27 protein-coding genes, 3 pseudogenes and 1 riboswitch are annotated in these 20,445 nt (G+C 40.3%); of the genes and pseudogenes, 6 read left to right on the top strand and 24 right to left on the bottom strand.

The window, feature by feature from the left end; translation table 11 throughout:
• Positions 1-85 precede the first annotated feature (85 nt).
• The 9 genes from D5F11_RS25150 to D5F11_RS27105 form a co-directional block, all read right to left on the bottom strand.
• Positions 86-862: an ABC transporter permease gene (locus tag D5F11_RS25150; RefSeq protein WP_120119351.1), complete on the bottom strand. Its 777-nt coding sequence runs from the start codon at positions 860-862 to the stop codon at positions 86-88.
• The gene (locus D5F11_RS25145; RefSeq protein WP_120119350.1) at positions 859-1,749 is read right to left on the bottom strand and encodes an ABC transporter ATP-binding protein; all 891 of its coding nucleotides are present in this window, start codon (positions 1,747-1,749) and stop codon (positions 859-861) included. The genes D5F11_RS25150 and D5F11_RS25145 overlap by 4 nt, the downstream gene beginning before the upstream one ends.
• A gap of 16 nt (positions 1,750-1,765) precedes the next feature.
• A complete protein-coding gene (locus tag D5F11_RS25140) occupies positions 1,766-1,954 on the bottom strand; it encodes a PLDc N-terminal domain-containing protein (protein WP_120119349.1) in 189 nt (62 codons plus the stop codon).
• An 18-nt stretch (positions 1,955-1,972) separates the two neighbouring features.
• Entirely contained in the window at positions 1,973-2,176 is a 204-nt protein-coding gene (locus tag D5F11_RS25135) for a transcriptional regulator (protein WP_280519808.1), read from the bottom strand.
• On the bottom strand, positions 2,163-2,498 hold the full coding sequence (locus D5F11_RS25130; protein WP_120119347.1) for a YxlC family protein: 336 nt from the start codon (positions 2,496-2,498) through the stop codon (positions 2,163-2,165). The genes D5F11_RS25135 and D5F11_RS25130 overlap by 14 nt, the downstream gene beginning before the upstream one ends.
• Positions 2,495-3,022, bottom strand: coding sequence for an RNA polymerase sigma factor SigY (gene sigY, locus D5F11_RS25125; RefSeq protein WP_120119346.1), 528 nt, complete (start codon positions 3,020-3,022; stop codon positions 2,495-2,497). The genes D5F11_RS25130 and sigY overlap by 4 nt, the downstream gene beginning before the upstream one ends.
• Before the next feature lie 214 nt (positions 3,023-3,236).
• A complete protein-coding gene (locus D5F11_RS27110) occupies positions 3,237-3,401 on the bottom strand; it encodes a hypothetical protein (RefSeq protein ID WP_185830912.1) in 165 nt (54 codons plus the stop codon).
• Between the two features lie 196 nt (positions 3,402-3,597).
• Positions 3,598-4,020, bottom strand: a complete 423-nt coding sequence (gene fosM, locus D5F11_RS25120) for a FosM family fosfomycin resistance protein (RefSeq protein WP_120119345.1) — start codon at positions 4,018-4,020, stop codon at positions 3,598-3,600.
• A gap of 137 nt (positions 4,021-4,157) precedes the next feature.
• Positions 4,158-4,313 carry a hypothetical protein gene (locus tag D5F11_RS27105; RefSeq protein ID WP_185830911.1) on the bottom strand — a complete coding sequence of 52 codons (156 nt, stop codon included), beginning with the start codon at positions 4,311-4,313 and terminating at the stop codon, positions 4,158-4,160.
• A gap of 34 nt (positions 4,314-4,347) precedes the next feature.
• On the opposite strand from D5F11_RS27105, the gene D5F11_RS25115 reads away from it, so the two are divergent.
• The gene (locus D5F11_RS25115) at positions 4,348-4,530 is read left to right on the top strand and encodes a DinB family protein (protein WP_120119344.1); all 183 of its coding nucleotides are present in this window, start codon (positions 4,348-4,350) and stop codon (positions 4,528-4,530) included.
• 275 nt (positions 4,531-4,805) lie between these two features.
• Here the strand turns inward: D5F11_RS25115 and D5F11_RS25110 are convergent, their stop codons facing one another.
• Together D5F11_RS25110 and D5F11_RS25105 are read right to left on the bottom strand one after the other, a co-directional pair.
• The gene (locus D5F11_RS25110) at positions 4,806-6,119 is read right to left on the bottom strand and encodes an arsenic transporter (protein ID WP_120119342.1); all 1,314 of its coding nucleotides are present in this window, start codon (positions 6,117-6,119) and stop codon (positions 4,806-4,808) included.
• A 249-nt stretch (positions 6,120-6,368) separates the two neighbouring features.
• Complete coding sequence (locus tag D5F11_RS25105) at positions 6,369-6,788, bottom strand: universal stress protein (RefSeq protein ID WP_120119341.1); 420 nt, start codon at positions 6,786-6,788, stop codon at positions 6,369-6,371.
• 949 nt (positions 6,789-7,737) lie between these two features.
• Between D5F11_RS25105 and arsR the strand changes: the two genes are divergently transcribed.
• From arsR to D5F11_RS25085, 4 genes and pseudogenes are all read left to right on the top strand, one after another.
• Complete coding sequence (gene arsR / locus D5F11_RS25100) at positions 7,738-8,049, top strand: arsenical resistance operon transcriptional regulator ArsR (protein WP_120119340.1); 312 nt, start codon at positions 7,738-7,740, stop codon at positions 8,047-8,049.
• Positions 8,050-8,098: 49 nt separating this feature from the next.
• Positions 8,099-8,536 carry an ArsI/CadI family heavy metal resistance metalloenzyme gene (locus tag D5F11_RS25095; protein WP_120119339.1) on the top strand — a complete coding sequence of 146 codons (438 nt, stop codon included), beginning with the start codon at positions 8,099-8,101 and terminating at the stop codon, positions 8,534-8,536.
• Between the two features lie 38 nt (positions 8,537-8,574).
• Positions 8,575-9,870: an arsenic transporter gene (locus D5F11_RS25090; RefSeq protein WP_120119338.1), complete on the top strand. Its 1,296-nt coding sequence runs from the start codon at positions 8,575-8,577 to the stop codon at positions 9,868-9,870.
• 15 nt (positions 9,871-9,885) lie between these two features.
• Positions 9,886-10,080 (top strand): annotated as a pseudogene (locus D5F11_RS25085) (arsenate reductase/protein-tyrosine-phosphatase family protein); the annotation flags it as partial.
• Between the two features lie 816 nt (positions 10,081-10,896).
• Here the strand turns inward: D5F11_RS25085 and D5F11_RS27230 are convergent.
• From D5F11_RS27230 to D5F11_RS25025, 13 genes and pseudogenes are all read right to left on the bottom strand, one after another.
• Positions 10,897-11,229: a DUF3597 family protein gene (locus D5F11_RS27230; RefSeq protein ID WP_244862193.1), complete on the bottom strand. Its 333-nt coding sequence runs from the start codon at positions 11,227-11,229 to the stop codon at positions 10,897-10,899.
• Complete coding sequence (locus D5F11_RS27225) at positions 11,216-11,803, bottom strand: peptidoglycan recognition protein family protein (RefSeq protein WP_221768465.1); 588 nt, start codon at positions 11,801-11,803, stop codon at positions 11,216-11,218. Before D5F11_RS27225 ends, D5F11_RS27230 begins: the two co-directional genes overlap by 14 nt.
• A 417-nt stretch (positions 11,804-12,220) precedes the next feature.
• A complete protein-coding gene (locus D5F11_RS25075; protein WP_120119336.1) occupies positions 12,221-12,625 on the bottom strand; it encodes a hypothetical protein in 405 nt (134 codons plus the stop codon).
• Between the two features lie 22 nt (positions 12,626-12,647).
• A complete protein-coding gene (locus D5F11_RS25070) occupies positions 12,648-12,848 on the bottom strand; it encodes a hypothetical protein (protein WP_126646687.1) in 201 nt (66 codons plus the stop codon).
• A gap of 531 nt (positions 12,849-13,379) precedes the next feature.
• Entirely contained in the window at positions 13,380-13,988 is a 609-nt protein-coding gene (gene ytpR / locus D5F11_RS25065) for a YtpR family tRNA-binding protein (RefSeq protein WP_120119333.1), read from the bottom strand.
• A 5-nt stretch (positions 13,989-13,993) separates the two neighbouring features.
• Entirely contained in the window at positions 13,994-14,809 is an 816-nt protein-coding gene (locus D5F11_RS25060; protein WP_185830910.1) for a DUF1444 domain-containing protein, read from the bottom strand.
• Between the two features lie 301 nt (positions 14,810-15,110).
• A complete protein-coding gene (locus D5F11_RS25055; protein WP_120119332.1) occupies positions 15,111-15,428 on the bottom strand; it encodes a thioredoxin family protein in 318 nt (105 codons plus the stop codon).
• A gap of 1 nt (position 15,429) precedes the next feature.
• Positions 15,430-15,864, bottom strand: a pseudogene (locus tag D5F11_RS25050) (PTS sugar transporter subunit IIC); the annotation flags it as partial.
• Positions 15,819-16,004: a hypothetical protein gene (locus D5F11_RS25045; RefSeq protein WP_120119331.1), complete on the bottom strand. Its 186-nt coding sequence runs from the start codon at positions 16,002-16,004 to the stop codon at positions 15,819-15,821. The pseudogene D5F11_RS25050 and the gene D5F11_RS25045, both read right to left, overlap by 46 nt.
• 41 nt (positions 16,005-16,045) lie before the next feature.
• A pseudogene (locus tag D5F11_RS25040) lies at positions 16,046-16,623 on the bottom strand (PTS sugar transporter subunit IIC); the annotation flags it as partial.
• Positions 16,624-16,766: 143 nt separating this feature from the next.
• Positions 16,767-17,777: an ABC transporter substrate-binding protein gene (locus D5F11_RS25035; protein WP_245998325.1), complete on the bottom strand. Its 1,011-nt coding sequence runs from the start codon at positions 17,775-17,777 to the stop codon at positions 16,767-16,769.
• The gene (locus D5F11_RS25030; RefSeq protein ID WP_120119330.1) at positions 17,774-18,526 is read right to left on the bottom strand and encodes an ABC transporter permease; all 753 of its coding nucleotides are present in this window, start codon (positions 18,524-18,526) and stop codon (positions 17,774-17,776) included. The genes D5F11_RS25035 and D5F11_RS25030 overlap by 4 nt, the downstream gene beginning before the upstream one ends.
• Positions 18,523-19,293: an ABC transporter ATP-binding protein gene (locus tag D5F11_RS25025; protein WP_120119329.1), complete on the bottom strand. Its 771-nt coding sequence runs from the start codon at positions 19,291-19,293 to the stop codon at positions 18,523-18,525. The genes D5F11_RS25030 and D5F11_RS25025 overlap by 4 nt, the downstream gene beginning before the upstream one ends.
• Positions 19,294-19,406: 113 nt before the next feature.
• Positions 19,407-19,507, bottom strand: a riboswitch (TPP riboswitch).
• Positions 19,508-19,683: 176 nt separating this feature from the next.
• Between D5F11_RS25025 and D5F11_RS25020 the strand changes: the two genes are divergently transcribed.
• On the top strand, positions 19,684-20,124 hold the full coding sequence (locus D5F11_RS25020) for a YtoQ family protein (RefSeq protein WP_120119328.1): 441 nt from the start codon (positions 19,684-19,686) through the stop codon (positions 20,122-20,124).
• Positions 20,125-20,445: the final 321 nt, after the last annotated feature.

The following is a 20,445-nucleotide window of genomic DNA, read 5'->3' as shown; positions in this document are numbered from 1 at the left end:
TTGGAGCTTTTATAAGAGAGTTGGAGCTTTTATAAGAGAGTTGGAGCGCGCCATCGCCCAAAAGGGCTCGGCGCGCTCCAACTGCTCAATAGCTTTCATATTTTTTAAAGGCAAATGAGGACAATAAGACCAACCCAACTATTAAAGCTATGCTTACGAACATCATCAAGCCAAAAGAGTCTTCCCACTTACCTGTCATAAGTATGCTGACTGCCTGGTTTTGAGCATTGGACGGGCTCCACCCCATAAATTTTGGAAAGAATGAGCCGATAACTGTAAGTCCTGCTACGATTATGATGCTCATGCCAGCGATTCCGCCATTTTTCTTCATCATTGTCCCAAGAAGTAAAGTGATGGACAGTGTAAATAAAATCCAAAGGCTGTAAACTCCCAGACTTGAGATGAATAGATGAAATTTCACCTCATTGAATAAGAGGTTTGTATAATAATAGGAGAGCCCATAGCTGAGCGTAAACGAGATCAGAAAAATCAATGCCTGCGCTGTCCATTTGCTGGAAATATATTCAAAAGGGGAAACAGGCCGTGCCATTAGCAGCGAGAGCGAACCACTGTTCCGCTCATTTGATACGACTCCCATTGCGCTTAGTACAAAAATCACGGTTCCAACCATACCAATTTGTGACAGCGTCCCCGCCAGGACTTCCTCACCGGAAGGAACCGGAAGTTCAATGACAGCCCCTTCGGGAAGATTGCCCGCCATTTCCAAAATCTCTGGCATAAAATACGTACTGATCGGCTGGGAAACAGCTAATAAGCACAAAACGACAGGAAGCCAAATCAGTTTCTTATCACGCCAAGCCTCTAACCATTCTTTTCTAAAAAGAGTGAAAAATGTACTCATTGTTCCATCAACTCCAGATAAGCATCTTCCAACGAACGTCCTTTTTCAGAAAAATGGGTAATCGTCAAGCCTTTTTCCATGCAGTCACTTAGCAATTGGTTCCGGCTTTCCGAATTCTGCAGCTTGAGTTCAACTGCCCTAGGTGATGAAAATGAACGTTCAGCAACATAGCTTTTGGTTTCTAGCCATTTTCCAATTTCTTCCTTCGCCTCCAGCATCACACGATTTTCTCCCTGTCTCTTTCTCAAGTCCATAAGATTCCCGAACCATTTTACTTTGCCGTTCTTTAACATGACAATCTCATCACAGACTTGCTCAGCATCATGCAGCACATGTGTAGAAAATAATATAGCCATCTTTTTTTTCAACTCATTCATCATTTCCAATACATCCCTTCTTCCAGAAGGATCCAAAGCTGAAACTGGTTCATCAAGAATCAATAATTTCGGCTCATGGATCATTGCCTGTGCCAACCCAAGCCTTTGTTTCATCCCTCCTGAAAAACCACCAATCCTTTTGTTTTTTGCATCTTCCAACCCTGCAAAAGAAAGCATTTCTTCAATTTTTCCCTGCAATTCTTTTTTGGGGACTCCAGAAACCCTGCCTGCAAACTGCAAATACTCTTTTGCACTCATCCAGGGGAAAAAAGCTGGATATTGCGGCAAATATCCGATAAACCGCCGATCGATATTTTCTTTCCCGGAAAACCTAATTCTGCCCGAAGTTGGGGTCAATAACCCTGCCAGCATTTGCAATGTTGTCGTTTTTCCCGCTCCATTCGGTCCCAGCAAAGCAACACATTCATTATCTTTTATAGCTAAATCGAGCTGGTCGACTGCTGTATACATGCCGAACTTTTTCGTTAAATTTTCTGCTGTTAATAACATGTAGCGTCTTCTCCCATCACTGTTTTTTCCGGCCGATGACAAAATATAGAACTGGTCCAATTAAGTTAAGGAAAAGGATAATAAGAATCCACACCCATTTAGTTCCGTTTGTATTTTCTTCTTTTATACAGCTAACAAGCGCCGTGATCTTCAAGATTAAATCTAAAATGACGATAGGAGCTATTAATCCCCAAGGAATATCCAATTGTCATCCCTCCAACACCTAAAATTTTATTTTTTTCCTATATGGTCTAATAATAATGAAGTAATAAAATATGGATGGACACGGAAACTGAATCAACCCCAATAATCCCCAAAACCAAGCATATGCTCCTTTCTTCTTGGCATCTATAAAAAGCAGGATGCTTTGTGCTAATAGAATCGGTGATATAAAAATAAGAGCAAGCAATTTCTCAGAATCCATCATCCGACACCTCATTCAAGCCCTTGCGGCGCTTCCTTTCAGCAACATAAATAAACGGAATCGTAATAATAGCCAATATTTGTACCCACAAGAAGACTGCCGGCATTTTTAGTGAGACAACGAAATATGTGGCCAAGATGGTCAGTGCTGTCAAAATAAAGATTGTCAACTCGCGTTTCCATGCTTTTTTACGCTGGTTTTTAAATTCAGTCAAAAGATTCATCAGCTCGTGTTGCTGGGGGACTTTGGCTTGATGAGCATTTTCCAGCTTTTTCATATCATTCATTAACCGCTTAACCCATTCCTTTTCATTGCCTTCCTTCAATCTGACCACTCCTTTCGTATTTTGTTCAGCCCGTTATGCACGCGTGACTTTACAGTCCCTTCCTTAATACGGAGCATTTTGGCAATCTCCGGATAAGAATATCCGTAATAATGCCTAAGCAGGATCGGAGCTTTCAATTCCGGATCAAGACCTGCGAACAGCTCCAAATCCTCTGTCCAATCCTCCCCCTTCAATGAGAGCTGCCACTTCATTTTTCGAACCGCTTCATTTCTTGCCTTTTCAAAAATCCGCCTATGTCTGATTTCTTTTCGTTGTTGATCTATATACAGCCTTGAAGCTATCGAAATCAGCCAAGTCGAAAACTTTGATTCCCCTTTAAAACTGCGCAAATGAGTGTATGCTTTGATCATCGTCTCTTGAATAAGATCTTCGGTTACATCCGGGTAAAGGCTCAGCTTAATTAAATATTTATATAAAAACGCATAATTATCTTGGAAAAGCCTTGTAAATGCTTCGTCTTTTCCCTTTATTGCTTCCTTGATAAGATCTCTTTCACTTTCCAACCAACGCCAAGCCCCCTTTCTTTTACCTTCAATGATAAGACGTAAGTTTTATAGTAACCGTTCATTTAAATTTCAACATTTTTTATTCTTTCTGTTTGACATGCTTCCACAGGGATGATCCAAAACAAAAAAATTTTGCTGTTCACCTTGTTATGTTTAAAAGCAATATTACCCGGGGAATGAAGCATAGGCCTGCTACCGTACTACTTACCTTTCAAGCATTTTCTGGAAAAAACACTTGTTTAAAATCCAAATAATCAAATGCGCCTTGGCGTATTTGCGCCCAGATTTTATCGAGCTCCGCTCGATAAATTTCCTCTGAAAATCTGTGGCATCCGCCGGAGGCTTTAACTTTACTCAGCCTGGATTTGAACCCCACTGAATANTCGATAAATTTCCTCTGAAAATCTGTGGCATCCGCCGGAGGCTTTAACTTTACTCAGCCTGGATTTGAACCCCACTGAATAGAATACCAATAGGCATTCATCTCACCACTTACAGAAGTGAGAGACTTCTGCTGAATGAAGTTAAAATAACTAAACTTTCCTACCGCTTCAAATCCCTTGTTTTCCCACTCATTCAAAGAACTCCATGTGTGGTTTCCTTTCTTTGTAATAATTCATCCTGTCCTGCAGAGTGCCTGTATGGAATTCGAACTTATGCCCATCTGGATCCGTAAAATATATAGACTTTTTATCTCTGACATCCCGGGGACGTCCCGGCAATATATGAACGCCCAATTCCTTTAACTTATCAAACATTTTATCGTAATCTTCTTCGTCGATTGAAAAAGCAATATGGGTATACGAATGGCTGATTTCATTACGTGGAATATCTTTTTCCTCATTTAAGGCAATCCATATTCCGTTCAAATCAAAATAGGCAGAGCTTCTCCCCTTAACAAGCAATTTGGCATTAAATACATTTTGATAAAACTTAATGGAGTCTTCTAAATCTGAAACCGAAAAAAGAAAATGATTCAAACCCTTAATAGTCAAATTGATCACCTCATAGAATAATATAATCAAGACTGAACAGTTCTTACCTTTAATCGCTTTCTTAGAATAGTAATAATAAGGAAAATTGAGGAGTGATTCATTTGAGTTCATTGAAACAGTTTCAGCTTTTCCGCACTTTAACTATCAAATGCGCCTTGGCGTATTTGCGCCCAGATTTTATCGAACTCCGCTCGATAAATTTCCTCTGAAAATCTGTGGCATCCGCCGAAGGCTTTAACTTTATTCAGCCGGGGTTTGAACCCCCACTGAATGGAATACCTATAGGCATTCATCTCACCACTTACAGAAGTGGGAGACTTTTGCTGAATGAAGTTAAATGTACTTGCTGAGTTAAACGATGAAAATTTGGATATTCAACCTACAGGCCATCCTAATACAATCCGCTGGAATGCTGGTCATTTATACATAACTGCAGAATTCCTCCTGAACAAAGCTGACAGAGACTATGAGATCAAACGAACGGAGTGGGCAGCTTTTTTTGCACTGTGAACAATGCCTTCCGAATGGAAAGCCGATCCTCCTGCCATCCAGGACATCATTTCAGTATTGGAAGAACAAAGAGACCGAATTCCTCTACATTTTTCAGGGAAACTCTTGAATCCAGCATCCGAAATCTTTGCCATCCAATCTTACGAAATGAACACGGTGGATTCGTTAGTGAATCTTATCCTGTATCATGAAGGAATCCATTCCGGAACTATAAAAACATTGAATAATACCATCAAGTAGGAAACAGAAGGCCGGGTTTGTCCCAGCCTGCTTTCTTAATAAATCAAAATGAGCCATATATATAGACCCGCCAAAGTAATTAGAAGCGTGGGTACAGTTAAGACAATGCCGACTTTAAAATAATATCCCCATGAAATATGAACCCCTTTCCCTTTCAATACATGCAGCCATAACAATGTGGCCAATGAACCAATCGGTGTGATTTTCGGCCCTAGATCTGTTCCGATAACATTAGCATAAATAAGTGCCTCCCTTACAACTTCTGTTGTATTCGTATCGGCAATCGCCAGGGCATCAATCATAACAGTCGGTAAGTTATTCATGACGGAAGATAAAACAGCCGCAATAAAGCCGGCCCCTATCGTCGCCGAAAAAAGCCCTTGATCAGCCGTTACCTGGATCAAGTCCGCCAATACTTTGGTCAATCCCACATTTTTCAATCCATACACGACTACATACATGCCAATGGAAAAAAACACAATGGCCCATGGTGCACTTTTAATCACTGATTTAATATGAATCGCCGGGCTTCCTTTGGCAGCTATTAAAAACAGAATGGCCACGCCTCCCGCGATGAAAGATACAGGAATTTGAATTATTTCGCTTCCAAAATATCCAAGAAGCAATACCACCAAAACTCCCCATGAAATACGAAACATCCTTTTATCCCGGATCGCTTCCGAAGGCTTCTTAAGCTGATTCAAATGATAAGCGGCAGGAATGCTTTTCCGAAAATATATGTAAAGAACCAAAATGCTCGCCGTCAGGCTAAACAGATTGGGAACAATCATGCGAATGGCATATTCGGCAAAGCCAATGCCAAAAAAGTCGGCGGAAATAATATTCGTGAGATTACTTATGATGAAAGGGAGAGAAGTGGTATCCGCTATGAACCCCGAAGCCATGATAAATGGAAGGATCATCTTTTCTTGAAAGTCCAGGGCCCTGACCATCGCCAAAACGATAGGAGTCAAAATCAATGCAGCTCCATCGTTTGCAAACAAAGCAGATACTACAGCCCCCAGTAAAGTGACGAGCAAAAACATTTTAACCCCATTTCCATTGGCAAAACGAGCCATGTGCAAAGCAGCCCATTCAAAAAATCCGAGTTCATCCAAAATCAAACTAATAATGATCAATGCAACAAATGTGAGCGTCGCGTTCCAAACAATGGCGGTCACGTCTGCAACGTCACGCCATGAAACAACTCCTACAACAAGCGCCAACAGTGCACCGGTACAGGCTGACCACCCGATGGATAATCCTTTTGGCTGCCAGATCACAAAAAATAAAGTAGTAACGAAAATCGATACAGCTAAAAATACAGACACGGACTCGTCACGCTCCATTCTATGTATCTCCCCATTATTATAGCGGCTATTTTTCTCAAAGAGCGCACAACAAAAAAGATTTCCCGTCCATTGGGAAATCTTTTTTGTTGTGCGTGTTCAAAAAGTTGCCAATAGAGCAAAAAGGTCGAGGCAGCTTGTTATATGCAGCGGAATGTATGCTTTTAGATACATGAGCAGCACAGAAACAAGTCAACGAAGAGATTTTCCGCTTATGATTTGGTGACTTTTTGAACATCTTCTTATATTCTATTTAACTATCAAAACCGGGCTTTCAACCCTTTTAGCCACTTTATGACTCACGCTTCCGAGCACCATTTCCTGAAGAGTATTTAACCCCCTGCTCCCAATAACCAGCATATCGCAAGAGCTCTTATTCACGTATTCCACAATAGCAGGACCAGGATCTCCATTCAGTATCGTTACTTTGTAAGGAACCTCACTTTTCACGAATACATCCTCAACAGGAACCAATTTTTTTCTACGTTCAGCTTCCAGCATTTCGCCATCACGGCTTTGTAAAACCTCACCTTTGGATTTTGAATAATCCATAACATAAATGATTTCGACAACCGCACCTTCTGCCAATCGGGCAAGCTTTGCTGCCTCTTCCGCTGCCCGGATCGAGTTTTTTGAACCGTCGGCAGCAACTAACAATCGCTTGTACATTTCATATCCCTGCCTTTTTGTTAAAATCCCCCTAAAAACTGCTTCCCCTAATCTCTAACCTTATATAATTTCTTTAACGTTACACATAATAATACTAATTCAGCGTAAACACAAGTATAAACCCTTCAAAAACGTTGATATATCAACATTTATAATATTTTTTGTAATATTTCAGATTGCAGGATATGTATAAAAAAACACGTACTTGGGGCTACTTTTAGGCCGAATTGGGACTTCAAAATAATATGTAGGTAGATGCCTAGTTTATAAAAAATAAAGCTCGGTCTGTGAACCAGGCTTGTTTTAATCCTTAAAAACCCCTTTTTGTTGAATGGCCTATTCCGCAAATTGAACACTGGCAATAGCATCGAAATCTATTCTGTGAGCTTTATCCACAACATGCACTTGTTTATTCATTTGATTTATGTAGGACTGCACATGTAACTTCTTCAAAGAATTCATCATTCCAAATGGAGAAATTTAATAATTGGTTAAACTCCAATGCGATATGTATAGTCTCATAACATGCTCTGGTAGCATCATACGACTTGATACCGGGGCTACTGACAATATATTAGCCAAGTTAAATATGCGGAATTGTCTTTTATGGTAACAGTAGGCATTTATTGGGAGAATCAGTAACAGCTATCACTTTTATGATGCGCTGAGAAAATTGCTTCTCCCTGTTTATGTAGATAATTTCGCTTTTCACATTATCAATCCGAATGATTTGTTTGCAGTTATTACATGAGAACTAACATTCTGTCCACAAGTGGAAAATAGTGTATTTAACGGTAATCACGTTTAGAATTAAAGGTATTATTTTATTGTTAACTTACATTAATAATGATAAATCAAAAAAAGTTGATTTATTAGTTGCATTCAATGATGGGCCTACATATAATGAATACATCAAAAAAAATCGATTAATGGGGGGATAAGTATTTCAATGGCTACTAAACCAACTTTTAAACAATATGAACAAAAATTTAAAGCTCTTGCAGATGAGAAAAGATTGGAAATCATGTATGAGCTTTGTCAAAGGGGAAAAACATGTGTATGTGATTTAACAGATATTTTTGAAATGACCCAATCAAAGCTTTCCTATCACTTAAAGATTTTGTTGGAAGCAGAATTAGTTATTAAAGAAACAAAAGGTACATGGAGTTATTACGATTTAAATGATACGGAAGTAAACAAATTATTATCAGAAGAATTGTGCTGCATTTTTAGAAAAACAGGAAAAGGAAGCTGCTGCTAATTTTTGCGCCATACATCAATTTTTTTTGATTTATCAAGGAGGAATTATAATGAAATACGTTCACATGGGAATTAATGTAACAAATTTAGAGAAATCCATTGAGTTTTACCAAAAAGTATTTGGTGTACCACCTGTGAAAGTAAAAGCTGATTATACGAAATTCTTGTTGGAGAGCCCTGGACTTAACTTTACACTCAATGTACGGGATGAAGTGAGTGGAAATCAGGTTAATCATTTCGGATTCCAAGTAGAAACAGCAGAAGAAATTACAGCTCATAAGGAGCGGTTAGAAAAAGAAGGATTCTTTGCCCGTGATGAAATGAATACAACTTGCTGCTATGCGGTACAAGATAAATTTTGGGTAACGGATCCAGATGGAAATGAGTGGGAATTCTTTTATACAAAAGCAGACAGCGAGGTCCACAAAATTGAAGATACAGCTTGCTGCACAGCTTCTAAGGAAGAGAAAACAAATTCTTGCTGCTAAGAGGTGATTAATTCTTTTTGAATAATGGGGGTTAGACAGTGACAACCGCAATATTGGCATCAGTAATTTTTTTAGCAACACTTATCTTAGTTATCTGGCAGCCTAAGGGCTTGAACATCGGGTTGTCCGCCTGTGGTGGAGCACTCCTCGCCCTTTTGGTTGGTGTCGTCGGATTCATTGATGTCTTAAAGGTCATAGATATTACGTGGAATGCGACGTTATCTTTTGTAGCCATTATCCTTATCTCTTTAATATTAGATGAAATAGGATTATTTGAATGGGCTGCCCTACATATGGCAAGGGCAGCAAAGGGCAACGGAATCAAAATGTTCGTCTATGTCAGTATTTTGGGAGCCATTGTAGCTGCGTTATTTGCCAATGACGGAGCTGCCCTTATTTTGACACCGATTGTTCTTGCCATGGTTCGTAATTTGAATTTTAAAGAAGCCATGATTTTCCCGTTCATTATGGCGAGTGGATTTATTGCAGATACTACTTCACTGCCTTTTGTTGTCAGTAACTTAGTGAACATTGTATCTGCTGATTTCTTTCATATTGGTTTCGTGGAATATGCTTCAAGAATGATTATTCCGAATCTGTTTTCATTAATTGCAACTATTACGGTATTATTGATTTATTTTAGAAAAAGCATTCCGAAAACATACGATTTGTCTAAATTAAAGAAGCCAATCGAGGCCATTAGGGATCCAAAAATGTTTCATCTTTCCTGGTATGTTCTTGGGGTACTTTTGATTGGTTATTTTGTTAGCGAGTTTATCCATCTTCCAGTTTCAATTGTTGCTGGAATAACAGCAATTTTCTTTTTATTCATGGCGAGAAGGAGCCATACGGTAGATACGAAATCCGTTATAAAAGGTGCTCCATGGAATATCGTGTTTTTCTCGATTGGAATGTATGTAGTGGTCTACGGTTTGGGCAATGCATGGCTAACCCATTCGTTAGCATACTTCATTCAGGTAACCGCCGAGCAAGGTTTATTTGTCGCAACGATTGGCATGGGATATATTGCAGCTTTCTTATCATCCTTGATGAATAATATGCCCACGGTCATGATCGATGCCTTGGCGATTGCTGAAACCCATACTTCCGGTACAACCCGGGAAGCTCTGATTTATGCCAATGTCATAGGTTCCGATTTAGGCCCGAAAATTACCCCGATCGGCTCATTAGCAACCTTAGTATGGCTCCATGTTTTATCTCAAAAAGAAGTTAAAATCTCATGGGGAACCTATTTTAAAACAGGGATCGTATTAACGATTCCCATTCTATTTATTACATTACTAGGTCTATATGTTGCCTTATTACTTTACTAGAAGGAGAAATATGTCATGTCTAAAAAGGCAATCTATTTCATATGCACCGGAAACTCTTGCAGAAGCCAAATGGCAGAGGGGTGGGCGAAGAAATATTTAGGTGATGAGTGGAGCGTATACAGTGCTGGAATAGAAGTATATGGATTAAACCCGAATGCTGTAAAGGCAATGCAGAAGGTTGGTGTCGATATTTCCAGTCAAACATCAGATTATTATTGATCCTGAAATCATCAAATGCGCCTTGGCGTATTTGCACCCAGATTTTATCGAGCTCCGCTCGATAAATTTCCTCTGAAAATCTAATGTATTAAAGTGAAAAGCCCGGTCAGGGCCGGGTCTTTTTCATGAATTCATCACCGCCCCCGCCTCTGCCCCAACATAAATACATTTCTGCTGTTTCAACATCTAGTTGAAGCTTAAGCTCATTAAGAAGCGGAACCTAAAAGAGAAATCCCTTCGACTATTACCTCAAGGGATTTCTCCTTTCTAGATCAGTTACCTACCAATCGAATTCTTCATGCTCGTGTCTACGTCTACGCTCTCTGCATTTACATTCGAATTTTTCGCGCTCGCGTTCTCTTTCTTCACGCTCATGTCTTACTTCCCGACATTTACAAATCAGTCTTACTCGCCTTCTTCTCCGCTCATCCTCGAAGTCAAACTCATCTTCAAAACCCATATACACCTCTCCTATTCATTATTTAAGCCGGCCGACTCATTAATAATGTATTGGAGATTATCGAAATGGATTGGATAGATTGTCTGGTAGAAATGAGGATTTTTATTGAGAAAAAATAGGTTATTTACCTATTGTAGTATCTCTGTTATTAAAGTAAACTCTAATTAAGCTTGTTAATGAGCATTCCCCTTTTAATTATTTGCACCACAAACTTCGGCAATTTCCCTTTCTTTGCCTGCAATTCAGCAGGCTTTTTCTAATTCCAAAAAAGCCCTCCCCATTTCGGGGAGGAATATGTGCGCATATATAAAGGGGGGGCCTTTTCATTATCGGCCAATTTACTTTATTTAGCCCCTCAACTTTTTAATCAGCTGTGTATTCTGTGCAGCCGTTCCGGTGTAATTTTTAATACCATGTTTGTCCGCCAACTTTTTCCGATTGACTAATGAAGAGTTGACGCCAATTGATTTGAGATAATCGACAACTGATGTTGTCTTTTGATCACCCTTTTTGGCCGCGAGCTTTGCAGATGCAACAGGTTTGTTTCCGGCCCTCCATTTATTAAGCAAATCAAGGTTTTGTTTTGCCGTACCCTTGTAATTGCGGATACCATGTTGTGCAGCCAGTTTGACCCGATTGGCAAAGCTTGAATCAACCTTGATACTGTTAAATGGAATCACCTGTATAACTGCCAGACGGCTTTGTAGGAGCTTCTACTTTTACTGATCCAACCTGAGTTTTAGGAGCTTCAACCTTTCCCCCTTCCCCTTTTACCATCTTGATGAAGTCATTCCACGTAATGCCTTTATACCCTCCACGTAATTGAGCCGGGCAATCTTTTGCGTACCAATCACGATGTTGCTTAACTTTATCGATACCGAGTTTATGTTTGGTAAGCAAGTGTTTTGTGAGCATTGCAGCGTTTTGCACAGCCCTTTTGTAGTCTCCGTCGCTGTTAATACAAATCTCAATAGCAATTGAACTGGTGTTGCCTGGTCCGGTACCATCCGTAGCGTGCCAACATCTTACTTTATCATCAAATGATTGAATGATTTCTTTATCATCAACCTGATAATGCCAGCTAGCCTGCCGTGGATTTAAAATCGATTGGATGTTTGCATGAGCCTGTGCATTTGCGCCTATACTAGTGTTGCCCGTTTGATGGATAGTAATATATTTACAAGGGTTTCCATGTCCATATGATCGTTTGTCAATAATATCTCGTGATACCAATTGCTGCTTAATAGTAACCATAATAAATTCCTCCTTATTATATAAAATGCGTCTTGTCTACAATTCGGACAGGCGACAATCATAGTACTTTTGTTTGTTTTCAGAATAAAAAAGAGTAACGCTTATGCGTCACTCTTTTTCTGACTCCCTACCTCAAATAACCCTACAGCTGATAACCAAGGAAAGGCGCCTGACCACAATCTGTATATCAGATCAAGTTCTGTAAACGGTGTGGCAATTGCACCAATGAAAAGTCCTAAAATCAATACTGCCAATGGAATCAACACTTACAGAAGTGAGAGACTTCTGCTGAATGAAGTTAAATAGGCGACTATAAAACCGCCTGACGTGCATATAGTTCCGATTGTCACGTTCATGCTCTCGCACCTTTTAAGCAAAATAAAAAGAGTCCAAAAGGGACTCTTCAAAGAATTACATTCATTTAATATATCTGATAAGAAAAGAATTAAACACATAAAAACATATCCCATTTATCAATGCGGGGGCAATAATGGATACTGTCCAAACAAATCTGTTAAAAAGCCCTATACTTTGAAATAAGCCAACATTTATTATTACTGTTAGACAGCTAACCAGTACTCCTGCTAAAAAAAAATAGAACATATTATTGAAGAATAACCCCTTCGTTTTCTTCAATAATTTGGGAAGAAATTTTTTTAAATAATAGTACTGGGCAACATCGAGTAATACAACTAGCAATACAATCCAGATAAATCCGATAGGAGGAGGTTTATCTGCTCCCATTAGAAAAATGATTACCCAAACAAAGAAAAATGTGATTTCATTGAGATAAATTATCTTTTTAATAGCTTTACTCTCCATCTAAGCCTCCCTTTAATGCAGCTCAAAATTCAAATGCGCCTTGGCGTATTTGCGCCCAGATTTTATCGAGCTCCGCTTGATAAATTTCCTCTGAAAATCTGTGGCATCCGCCGAAGGCTTTAACTTTATTCAGCCGGGGTTTGAACCCCCACTGAATAGAAAACCAATATACATTCATCTCACTTACAGAAGTGGGAGACTTTTGCTGAATAAAGTTAAACACCCCATTATCATCTTCTTTGAAAAACGTAAGAACTTTGAAAAGTTTTTTTGTTGAAACTCTCTCACAAGCAGCCCGAATTATTTCAAAGTAGTTCATGTTGGGGGGAATATTATCTCCTAAGGAAATACAAAGCTCCTTTGTCGTTTGATTTATTTAACATAGTATGTGCTCCCCCTCTCCTGTTTCTTCACTATTGGAGATAGGAATCTCACTCATCTCTAATCCCATCTTTCTGGCCAGCAAATCATCTTTTATCATTTTCACTTGCCAACAAGGAGCATCAACAAAGCTCTCATATAGACTATCAATAGTTGCATCATCCAACTGTCCTAGAGCATGAATCCACCATTCTCTTACATCGTTAGTTTGCAGTGGGGGAATACCGAGATATTCGCAAAAAACAAGCGTTATACTTTTCAATTCTTGTCTGAATTAGTCATAATACTCCGCCGAACTAAAATGTATGGAAGTCTTGGTCTCCCATATATCAAAATAAAAAACTCACCCTTTCAGATGAGTTCTTTTATCGCATTATAAAGGAAAAGCTTGTCCTATTTCGTATTTTTGATCTTCCAACACAAGGATTCCTTTTTTCTCTGGGGCATTCGGCAAACCAAGTTCTTTTGCAGAACAGATCATTCCACTTGATGCTACACCTCTTAATTCCGCATCCTTAATCACCATGCCACTCGGCATGACAGCTCCAACTTTTGCCACAACCACTTTTTGTCCGGCCTCCACATTCGGTGCGCCGCAGACGATTTGCAGTTCATCAGTTCCTATATCCACCTTGCATATGCTGAGCTTATCAGCATTCGGATGCTTTTCCTTGTCTTTTACATATCCCACAACAAACTTCGGTGACAAATCTGCTTCAATTCGCTCATCGAAGCCATTTTTGGCAAGCGCCTCATTTATCTTTTCAATCAATTCTTCACTCAGTTCAACCTGCCCCTTCGCTGTAACATCAACGTAGCTCGAAGCATTGAAAAGGTTAAAGCCGCCAGTCACATTCGACTTTTTATCGAAAATGCGGACCGCGTCTTCTTTTCTTTCAAACGTGCGATTTTTTTCATCGAATTCAGCTAGTGAAATGATTAGCACGTCACCAATACCATTAAGATTATAAAAAACATTCATTACCATTACTCCTTCCCATCATCCACTCGTTGATTTTTTCCTAATATAAATATAGGCTCTAGCTTGCCGTCTTCATAAATAAATGAAAGAGCCGTTATTGGAACAAGGCCTTTTGTAAAAAAGCTCATGGTCATCTGCGCCAATATATCATAACCTGTTTTGTTCCGGATATCCGCAATAATCAATACATCCTGGTGCGGAACCGCTACGGCCATGTCCCCCTTGATTAGCCTCGATTTATCCTCAAGAAACTTTTCATTTAAAATCCGGCTTGCATCGTATCCGTCATTCATATTTAAAAAGTAAAAGTCATTGTCCGCAACCGTATCCTTTTTCATGGCAGTAGAGAGAGAGCGAACATTAAATCGCGCAATTTCACGGATTTCCTTCGGATCCAGTCCTTCCTTTTCGATGAAGCGCTCGTCAATCAAGCGATACGTTTTTCCAAGATCAAGCGCATAAAAGACCCTTGTTTCCGCCGTATGGTCATCCGTTAAAAATTTATTTCCATCTTCGGATTCCACAGGAAATGAAGTGGAACGAATTACAGGATAAATTTTCTTCTCGCTTCCTGCAACGGTCTGCTCCTTGCCCATAACATCCAATGCCTCTTCCACATAATAAACGACTTCATCGATGGCCTTTTCCTTATGTTCATGCCACTTGGAAACAATGCCAGACAAGGCAATGTCAATGCCTTTTCCTGTATTTTCGTTTTCAATACGCAGGCTTTCTTTTTCTCGGTCATATGTAAAAATCCGGCCTTCCTTTTGAAGACGGTTTTCCAGCTCTTTGCTCATCTTCCGTTCATTCATTTTCATGCTTAACCCTCCTTGGCAATATGGGCTACATCCCATAATACACGAAAACTCCAAATGCCAAAAGGAAGAGGCTTATTCGTAAAAAAAGAACGTCTTGAACAGCTTGATTCATTTCAAGACACAAGAACAATCTCCAGATGCATGACTAACTAAGTCCTATCTTCTGCCCGGAGAAATGTTTCAATTTCACGCGTTTCCCTTTACCAATCAGTCATTTTCATTCATTGGACACGGCAATCATTATAAAAATTTTGCTTAAAAAAGAGCTGTTACAGGAAATCATTCCTGACAGCTCCATTCATTAGCTTGACAAACCGTTGATGAAATCTTCAATTTCCTCAAGTGTTTTGCGGTCTTTGCTGACAAACCTTCCAGCTTCTTCTCCACTATGGTATACGATAAAGCTTGGAATGCCGAAAATATCAAGCTCCTGGCATAGCTCTAAAAATTCATCACGGTCCACGTGAATGAAATTATATTCCGGATAATCCGCTTCTAATCGTGGCAATACTGGTTCAAGCACTGTGCAATCCGGACACCAATCCGCGGAAAACATAAAGATTGTCCGCTCTTCTTTTTTTAATTGTTCAAACTGTTCTTTTGACTGTAATTTTTCCATATCATTTACCTCCAGTGTTGATGAGCATTTGGCCCGGCTTAATCCAGCCGCGCTTTCTCATATATTCTGATATGATTAAGCTTATCACAGCAGGCCCGATAAAATGGAGTACAATGACTTGGATTAAGACACTTGCTGAGAAACCCATTGTCGTGAAAGTCATGATTTGCCCAACAAATCCGCTTGTTCCCATGCCGGCTCCTGCGGCATTGCTCGTCATTCTCCATACAGTTGCCCCAAACGGAGCCAATATCATTCCTGCAACGGTCGGAGGAATCAATATAAGCGGGTAGCGAATAATATTCGGGACCTGCAGCATGGAAGTTCCGAGTCCAATAGCTAACAAACCTCCGACTTTATTTTCCCTGTAGCTTGCGACTGCAAAAGCGATCATCTGCGCACTGCAACCAATAGTAGCAACACCTGCAGCAAGGCCATATCAAATGCGCCTTGGCGTATTTGCGCCCAGATTTTATCGAGCCCCGCTCGATAAATTTCCTCTGAAAATCTGTGGCATCCGCCGGAGGCTTTAACCGGGGTTGAACCCCCACTGAATGGAATACCAATATGCTTCATCCCACCACTTACAGATGTGGAAGACTTCTGTTGAATGAAGTTAAATCAAGCATCATAGCAATAGCTGCACTTGAAATAGGAGCCGTCAATGCCAGCCCCATCAAAGTCGCCACCACTATTCCCATGACGATGGGCGCTGATTGGTTGCCCACATGATCCAGCTTCCAAATACTGTCATAAACTTTGAAATAGGTGCTCCGACAAACTTTCCAACAGCAAATCCGATAAAAATGGTGACAAACGGAGTCACAATTATGTCCACTTTCGTTTCTTTACTGACCATTGTTCCTATTTCCGTAGAAATTAAAGCAGCTACATAGCTTCCAGCAGGACCGCCGAAAGCTGCACCTGCCGCTCCAGTTGCCACTGCCGCAAAAATGACAAGCGGTGGCGCTCCAAGGCCAAATGCAATTGCAGCTCCGATCGCAGGCCCCATTAGCCCCATTGCCATATCGCCCATCTCTACGAAGAACGGCAAGCTTAACTGCTGCCCCACCGTTTTTATGATCAATCCGATGATTAATGATGAAAATAGTCCAAGGGCCATATAACTTAAAGCGTCTATGAGATAGGCCTTAGCCGTAATATGGATCCCTTTGCGGTCTAAAAACTCTTTCATTCCAAATCCCCCAATAAATTTGTATATACTTAACTAGTGTAAAGACATCTATAATTTTCGTCTATCTCTTTTTTATTATTAGGAAATCAAATGATCTAATGCAGGCGAATAGGAAACACCCCCATATGGGGGTGTCAGCTTATTCACTCAACAATATTAACAAATAGCTCTTTCTTATCAGGCTCATCTTGGATATATTTCGTTTCTGCCAGCCACTGGATTACTTCTTCCCATAAATCCTCAGACTGGCTGCCAAACGCCTCATTCTCAGCTTCCATTCTCGGGAGCAACTCTGCTAAGCTTTCCTTTTCCACTTCTTCATTTAGTGGAAAATTCTCTGCATCTTGATTTTTCAACAGAATATCAAGCGCCTCATCCGGATGATCCTTCATGAATTCATAGCCCTTTGAAGCGGCGCGCCAGAATGCGCGAATTTCTTCTTCTTTACTCTTCCATGTATCATCATTGGTGACAAAAAGCAGTTCATAATAACTGGGTACCCCATAGTCGACCGGATTAAAATGATTTGTTTCGATGCCCTCAGAGGCAAGAACAGGTACCTCATGATTGATAAAAGCTCCGCTCACCGCGTCCACTCGCTTGCTGGCAATCGCTGTATTGAGTTCAAAGCCAATATCGGTCATTTTCACCTTACTCATGTTTCCGCCGTCTGATTCCACAATTGTCTTAACAAGCGGTTCATTTACTGGAATTCCCGGCCACCCTACAGTTTTGCCTTCAAGGTCTTTTGGACGCTTAATATCGCTGTCTTTCAAGAAAACAATATGATTTAACGGATTCCTGACAATAGCGGCTACCGATTTAACTGGGACGCCTTCTGCTCTAGCGGCAATGACATCAGGTTGATAGCTGATGCCCAAATCTATGTCACCGGTTGCAGCCAGATTGATCGGATCAGTCGTATTGGCCGGAAAACGGATATTGATCTTCAACCCTTCTTCTTCAAAATATCCCTTTTCAATAGCGGTATATAAATAACTATGTACGGCATTAGGATACCAATCAAGCATAATATCAAACTTTTGAAGCTCGTTGTCCGATTTATTCGAAGTAACTTCTTCCCTGTTTTTTCCGCATGCTGCCAAAATCAAGCAAGTTAGAACGACAGCAATGAATACCATCTTTTTCTTCAATTTTCATTTCTCCATTTCATCGTTATTCTTTCTAGCAATCCTACCAGTAAAAATAGAGCAATTCCTAACAATGACAGAAGAACAATTGGTGCAAAAACACCTGCTCCGTCAAATTGTGTCATCATTCTCCTACTGAAATAGCCAAGACCCGAATCAGCCCCGAGCCATTCGCCGATTGCAGCACCAATTACACTTAAAGTAACGGCCACCTTTAAGCCCGAATAAAAATGCGGCAATGCGGACGGCAATTCAACTTTGAGGAATATTTGCCGTTTGGTCGCTCCCATCGTCTGCAGCACTTCCTTTAAATGAGGATCAGCCGCTCGCAATCCATCAAACGTATTAACGGTAATCGGAAAAAATGTAATCAAAACAGTAACAACCACTTTACTCCAAATAGAATATCCGAACCAAAGTACGAAAATTGGAGCGAGTGCAATCACCGGAATAGTCTGAGAGGCAATAAGCAGTGGAAAAAATGCCTTCCTCACAATTGCACTTTCATGCATCCATATTGAAAGTCCGATTCCCAATACAAGTGACATCAACAGACCGATTAAAATTACAGCCAATGTTGCTGGCAAATGATTAATGAATAATACAGACCTCAATTCCCACAGCCTGGCCAAAATATTTATTGGCGATGGCAAAATAAACGGCTTTCCATACAGACGGGCTCCGATTTCCCACACAATCAGTAAAAGGAGAACTAGCCCAATAGACAATCCGTATCTTCTAAAAATTTTCATATGCTCACCATTTTTTTCAGATCCATCAGCAGCTTTTCTTTTAACCCTGTAAATGCGGGGTCTTTCAGATCCGCAACAGTCCGCGGACGTGCCAGCGGAACTACTATTTCTTCTAGATGGTTCACTGGGCTCTCGCTGAAAACAAGGATACGATCTGATAAAAACAGCGCTTCCTCCACATCATGGGTAATAAATAGTATTGTTTTTTTCATTGCTGCCCATTGTTCCAAAAGCCATTCCTGCATGACCATTTTAGTTACTGCATCCAAAGCGCTGAACGGCTCATCCAGCAACAACAGCTCCGACCCGCTTAACAGTGCCCTCAAAAAAGACACCCGCTGGCGCATCCCTCCCGAAAGCTCATGAGGGTAGCTACTTTCAAAGCCTTTTAATCCAAACCTTTCCAGTTGTTCTATGACGTCTTTTTGTGCTTTTTTTCCATATAAACGTTTTAATGTAAGCGGTAATGCAGCGTTTTCCAACACCGTGAGCCAAGGAAGTAACCCGTCTTTTTGAGACATGTAGCCAATATGCCCAAGCCTGTTCTGCACAGCCTCCCCATTCATGAAAATTTTTCCTTCATCTTGCGTTTCCAGTCCCGAAATGAGCCGAAATAATGTACTCTTTCCAGATCCGCTCGGACCGATTACACTAACAAATTCGCCAGCCTTAATAGTAAAGCTCAATTGACTTAATATCTGTGCTTTTTTTCCTCCACTTCCCCTGTAGGAAAAAGTAACATCTTCAAATACGAGACTGTCTGTCATCTTCCATCCCCTTTCCTTGCGAGAATACCAGGTGCCTTTGTCTTCAATAAAAAAGAGCCGCTTCATCCTAGAAGTGGCTCTGAATCATAGACATACGTATGCAATTTCTTGTCAATTGCAAACAACCACTTCCCTGCGCTGGCATTATCCAGATCAGGTTCAAGGGTTGAGGATCAATCCTCTCTCAGCTTTTTTGGCACCCCTAGTGTTTCTCGAATTGTATTTAATTTTTGCTTACATCTAACTTATAACCTATTAAACAAGTAAAATCAAATTAATTATATTTATTGGATTGGTTTAATAATTCTTTCATTTATAAAGATCTTACGAGATTATTCTGACTATTAATGTTAAGATGGGTGGAGATGAATTATTTTAGGAGGAGTTTTGATGAGATTAACTGTCTATCTTGCCGGAGAAATTCACAGCAGTTGGCGAGAGGAAATCAAAGAAAAAGCCCAAACACTTCAACTTCCGGTTGATTTTGTTTGTCCGATGGAAAACCACGACCGCTCAGATGCGATTGGCGAAGAAATTCTGGGAGAACAGCCCGATGCAGTTTTCAGAGATGAAGCCGCTTCCAGTTTTAACAATCTGAGAACTCAAGTTTTGATGAATAAAGCTGATTTGATCATCGCATTGTTTGGAGAAAAGTACAGACAATGGAATACAGCCATGGATGCCAGCGCTGCTCTTTCATTAGGAAAGCCGCTCATTTTGATTCGCCCCAAAGAACTTCATCATCCACTGAAAGAACTCTCCAGTAAAGCAAATGCCACAGTGGAAACGGTCAACCAGGCAATAAAGGCTTTGGCGTACATTTTTGAATAAGAAATGCGTAAGAGCACTTTCATCATTTGATCAATTTCTATCAAATGCGCCTTGGTGTATTTGCGCCCAGATTTTATCGAGCTCCGCTCGATAAATTTCCTCTGAAAATCTGTGGCATCCGCTGGAGGCTTTAACTTTATTCAGCGGGGGTTTACCCCCCCGCTGAATAGAATACCAACATATATTCTCATCTCACCACATACAGAAATGGGAGACTTCTGCTGAATGAAGTTAAATTATTCATTTGCAAAGTTCCACATGAACCTCCCACCACTTAAAACACCTGTTTTTGAAGTGGGGGTTTCCTAACCAATCGACAAA

Source organism: Siminovitchia terrae (assembly GCF_003605405.2).
Lineage (GTDB): Bacteria > Bacillota > Bacilli > Bacillales > Bacillaceae_C > Siminovitchia > Siminovitchia terrae.
The sequence above is the reverse complement of the archived record's forward strand: the minus strand, read 5'-3'. Positions and strand labels throughout refer to the sequence as shown.

Coding starts and splice junctions, on each gene's coding strand:
- D5F11_RS25150 (WP_120119351.1), bottom strand. CDS start 862: ATGAGTACATTTTTCACTCTTTTTAGAAAAGAATGGTTAGAGGCTTGG.
- D5F11_RS25145 (WP_120119350.1), bottom strand. CDS start 1,749: ATGTTATTAACAGCAGAAAATTTAACGAAAAAGTTCGGCATGTATACA.
- D5F11_RS25135 (WP_280519808.1), bottom strand. CDS start 2,176: ATGATGGATTCTGAGAAATTGCTTGCTCTTATTTTTATATCACCGATT.
- D5F11_RS27105 (WP_185830911.1), bottom strand. CDS start 4,313: ATGAATGCCTATAGGTATTCCATTCAGTGGGGGTTCAAACCCCGGCTG.
- D5F11_RS25115 (WP_120119344.1), top strand. CDS start 4,348: ATGAAGTTAAATGTACTTGCTGAGTTAAACGATGAAAATTTGGATATT.
- D5F11_RS25110 (WP_120119342.1), bottom strand. CDS start 6,119: ATGGAGCGTGACGAGTCCGTGTCTGTATTTTTAGCTGTATCGATTTTC.
- D5F11_RS25105 (WP_120119341.1), bottom strand. CDS start 6,788: ATGTACAAGCGATTGTTAGTTGCTGCCGACGGTTCAAAAAACTCGATC.
- arsR (WP_120119340.1), top strand. CDS start 7,738: ATGGCTACTAAACCAACTTTTAAACAATATGAACAAAAATTTAAAGCT.
- D5F11_RS25095 (WP_120119339.1), top strand. CDS start 8,099: ATGAAATACGTTCACATGGGAATTAATGTAACAAATTTAGAGAAATCC.
- D5F11_RS27225 (WP_221768465.1), bottom strand. CDS start 11,803: ATGGTTACTATTAAGCAGCAATTGGTATCACGAGATATTATTGACAAA.
- D5F11_RS25075 (WP_120119336.1), bottom strand. CDS start 12,625: ATGGAGAGTAAAGCTATTAAAAAGATAATTTATCTCAATGAAATCACA.
- ytpR (WP_120119333.1), bottom strand. CDS start 13,988: ATGAATGTTTTTTATAATCTTAATGGTATTGGTGACGTGCTAATCATT.
- D5F11_RS25060 (WP_185830910.1), bottom strand. CDS start 14,809: ATGAAAATGAATGAACGGAAGATGAGCAAAGAGCTGGAAAACCGTCTT.
- D5F11_RS25055 (WP_120119332.1), bottom strand. CDS start 15,428: ATGGAAAAATTACAGTCAAAAGAACAGTTTGAACAATTAAAAAAAGAA.
- D5F11_RS25045 (WP_120119331.1), bottom strand. CDS start 16,004: ATGAAGCATATTGGTATTCCATTCAGTGGGGGTTCAACCCCGGTTAAA.
- D5F11_RS25030 (WP_120119330.1), bottom strand. CDS start 18,526: ATGAAAATTTTTAGAAGATACGGATTGTCTATTGGGCTAGTTCTCCTT.
- D5F11_RS25025 (WP_120119329.1), bottom strand. CDS start 19,293: ATGACAGACAGTCTCGTATTTGAAGATGTTACTTTTTCCTACAGGGGA.
- D5F11_RS25020 (WP_120119328.1), top strand. CDS start 19,684: ATGAGATTAACTGTCTATCTTGCCGGAGAAATTCACAGCAGTTGGCGA.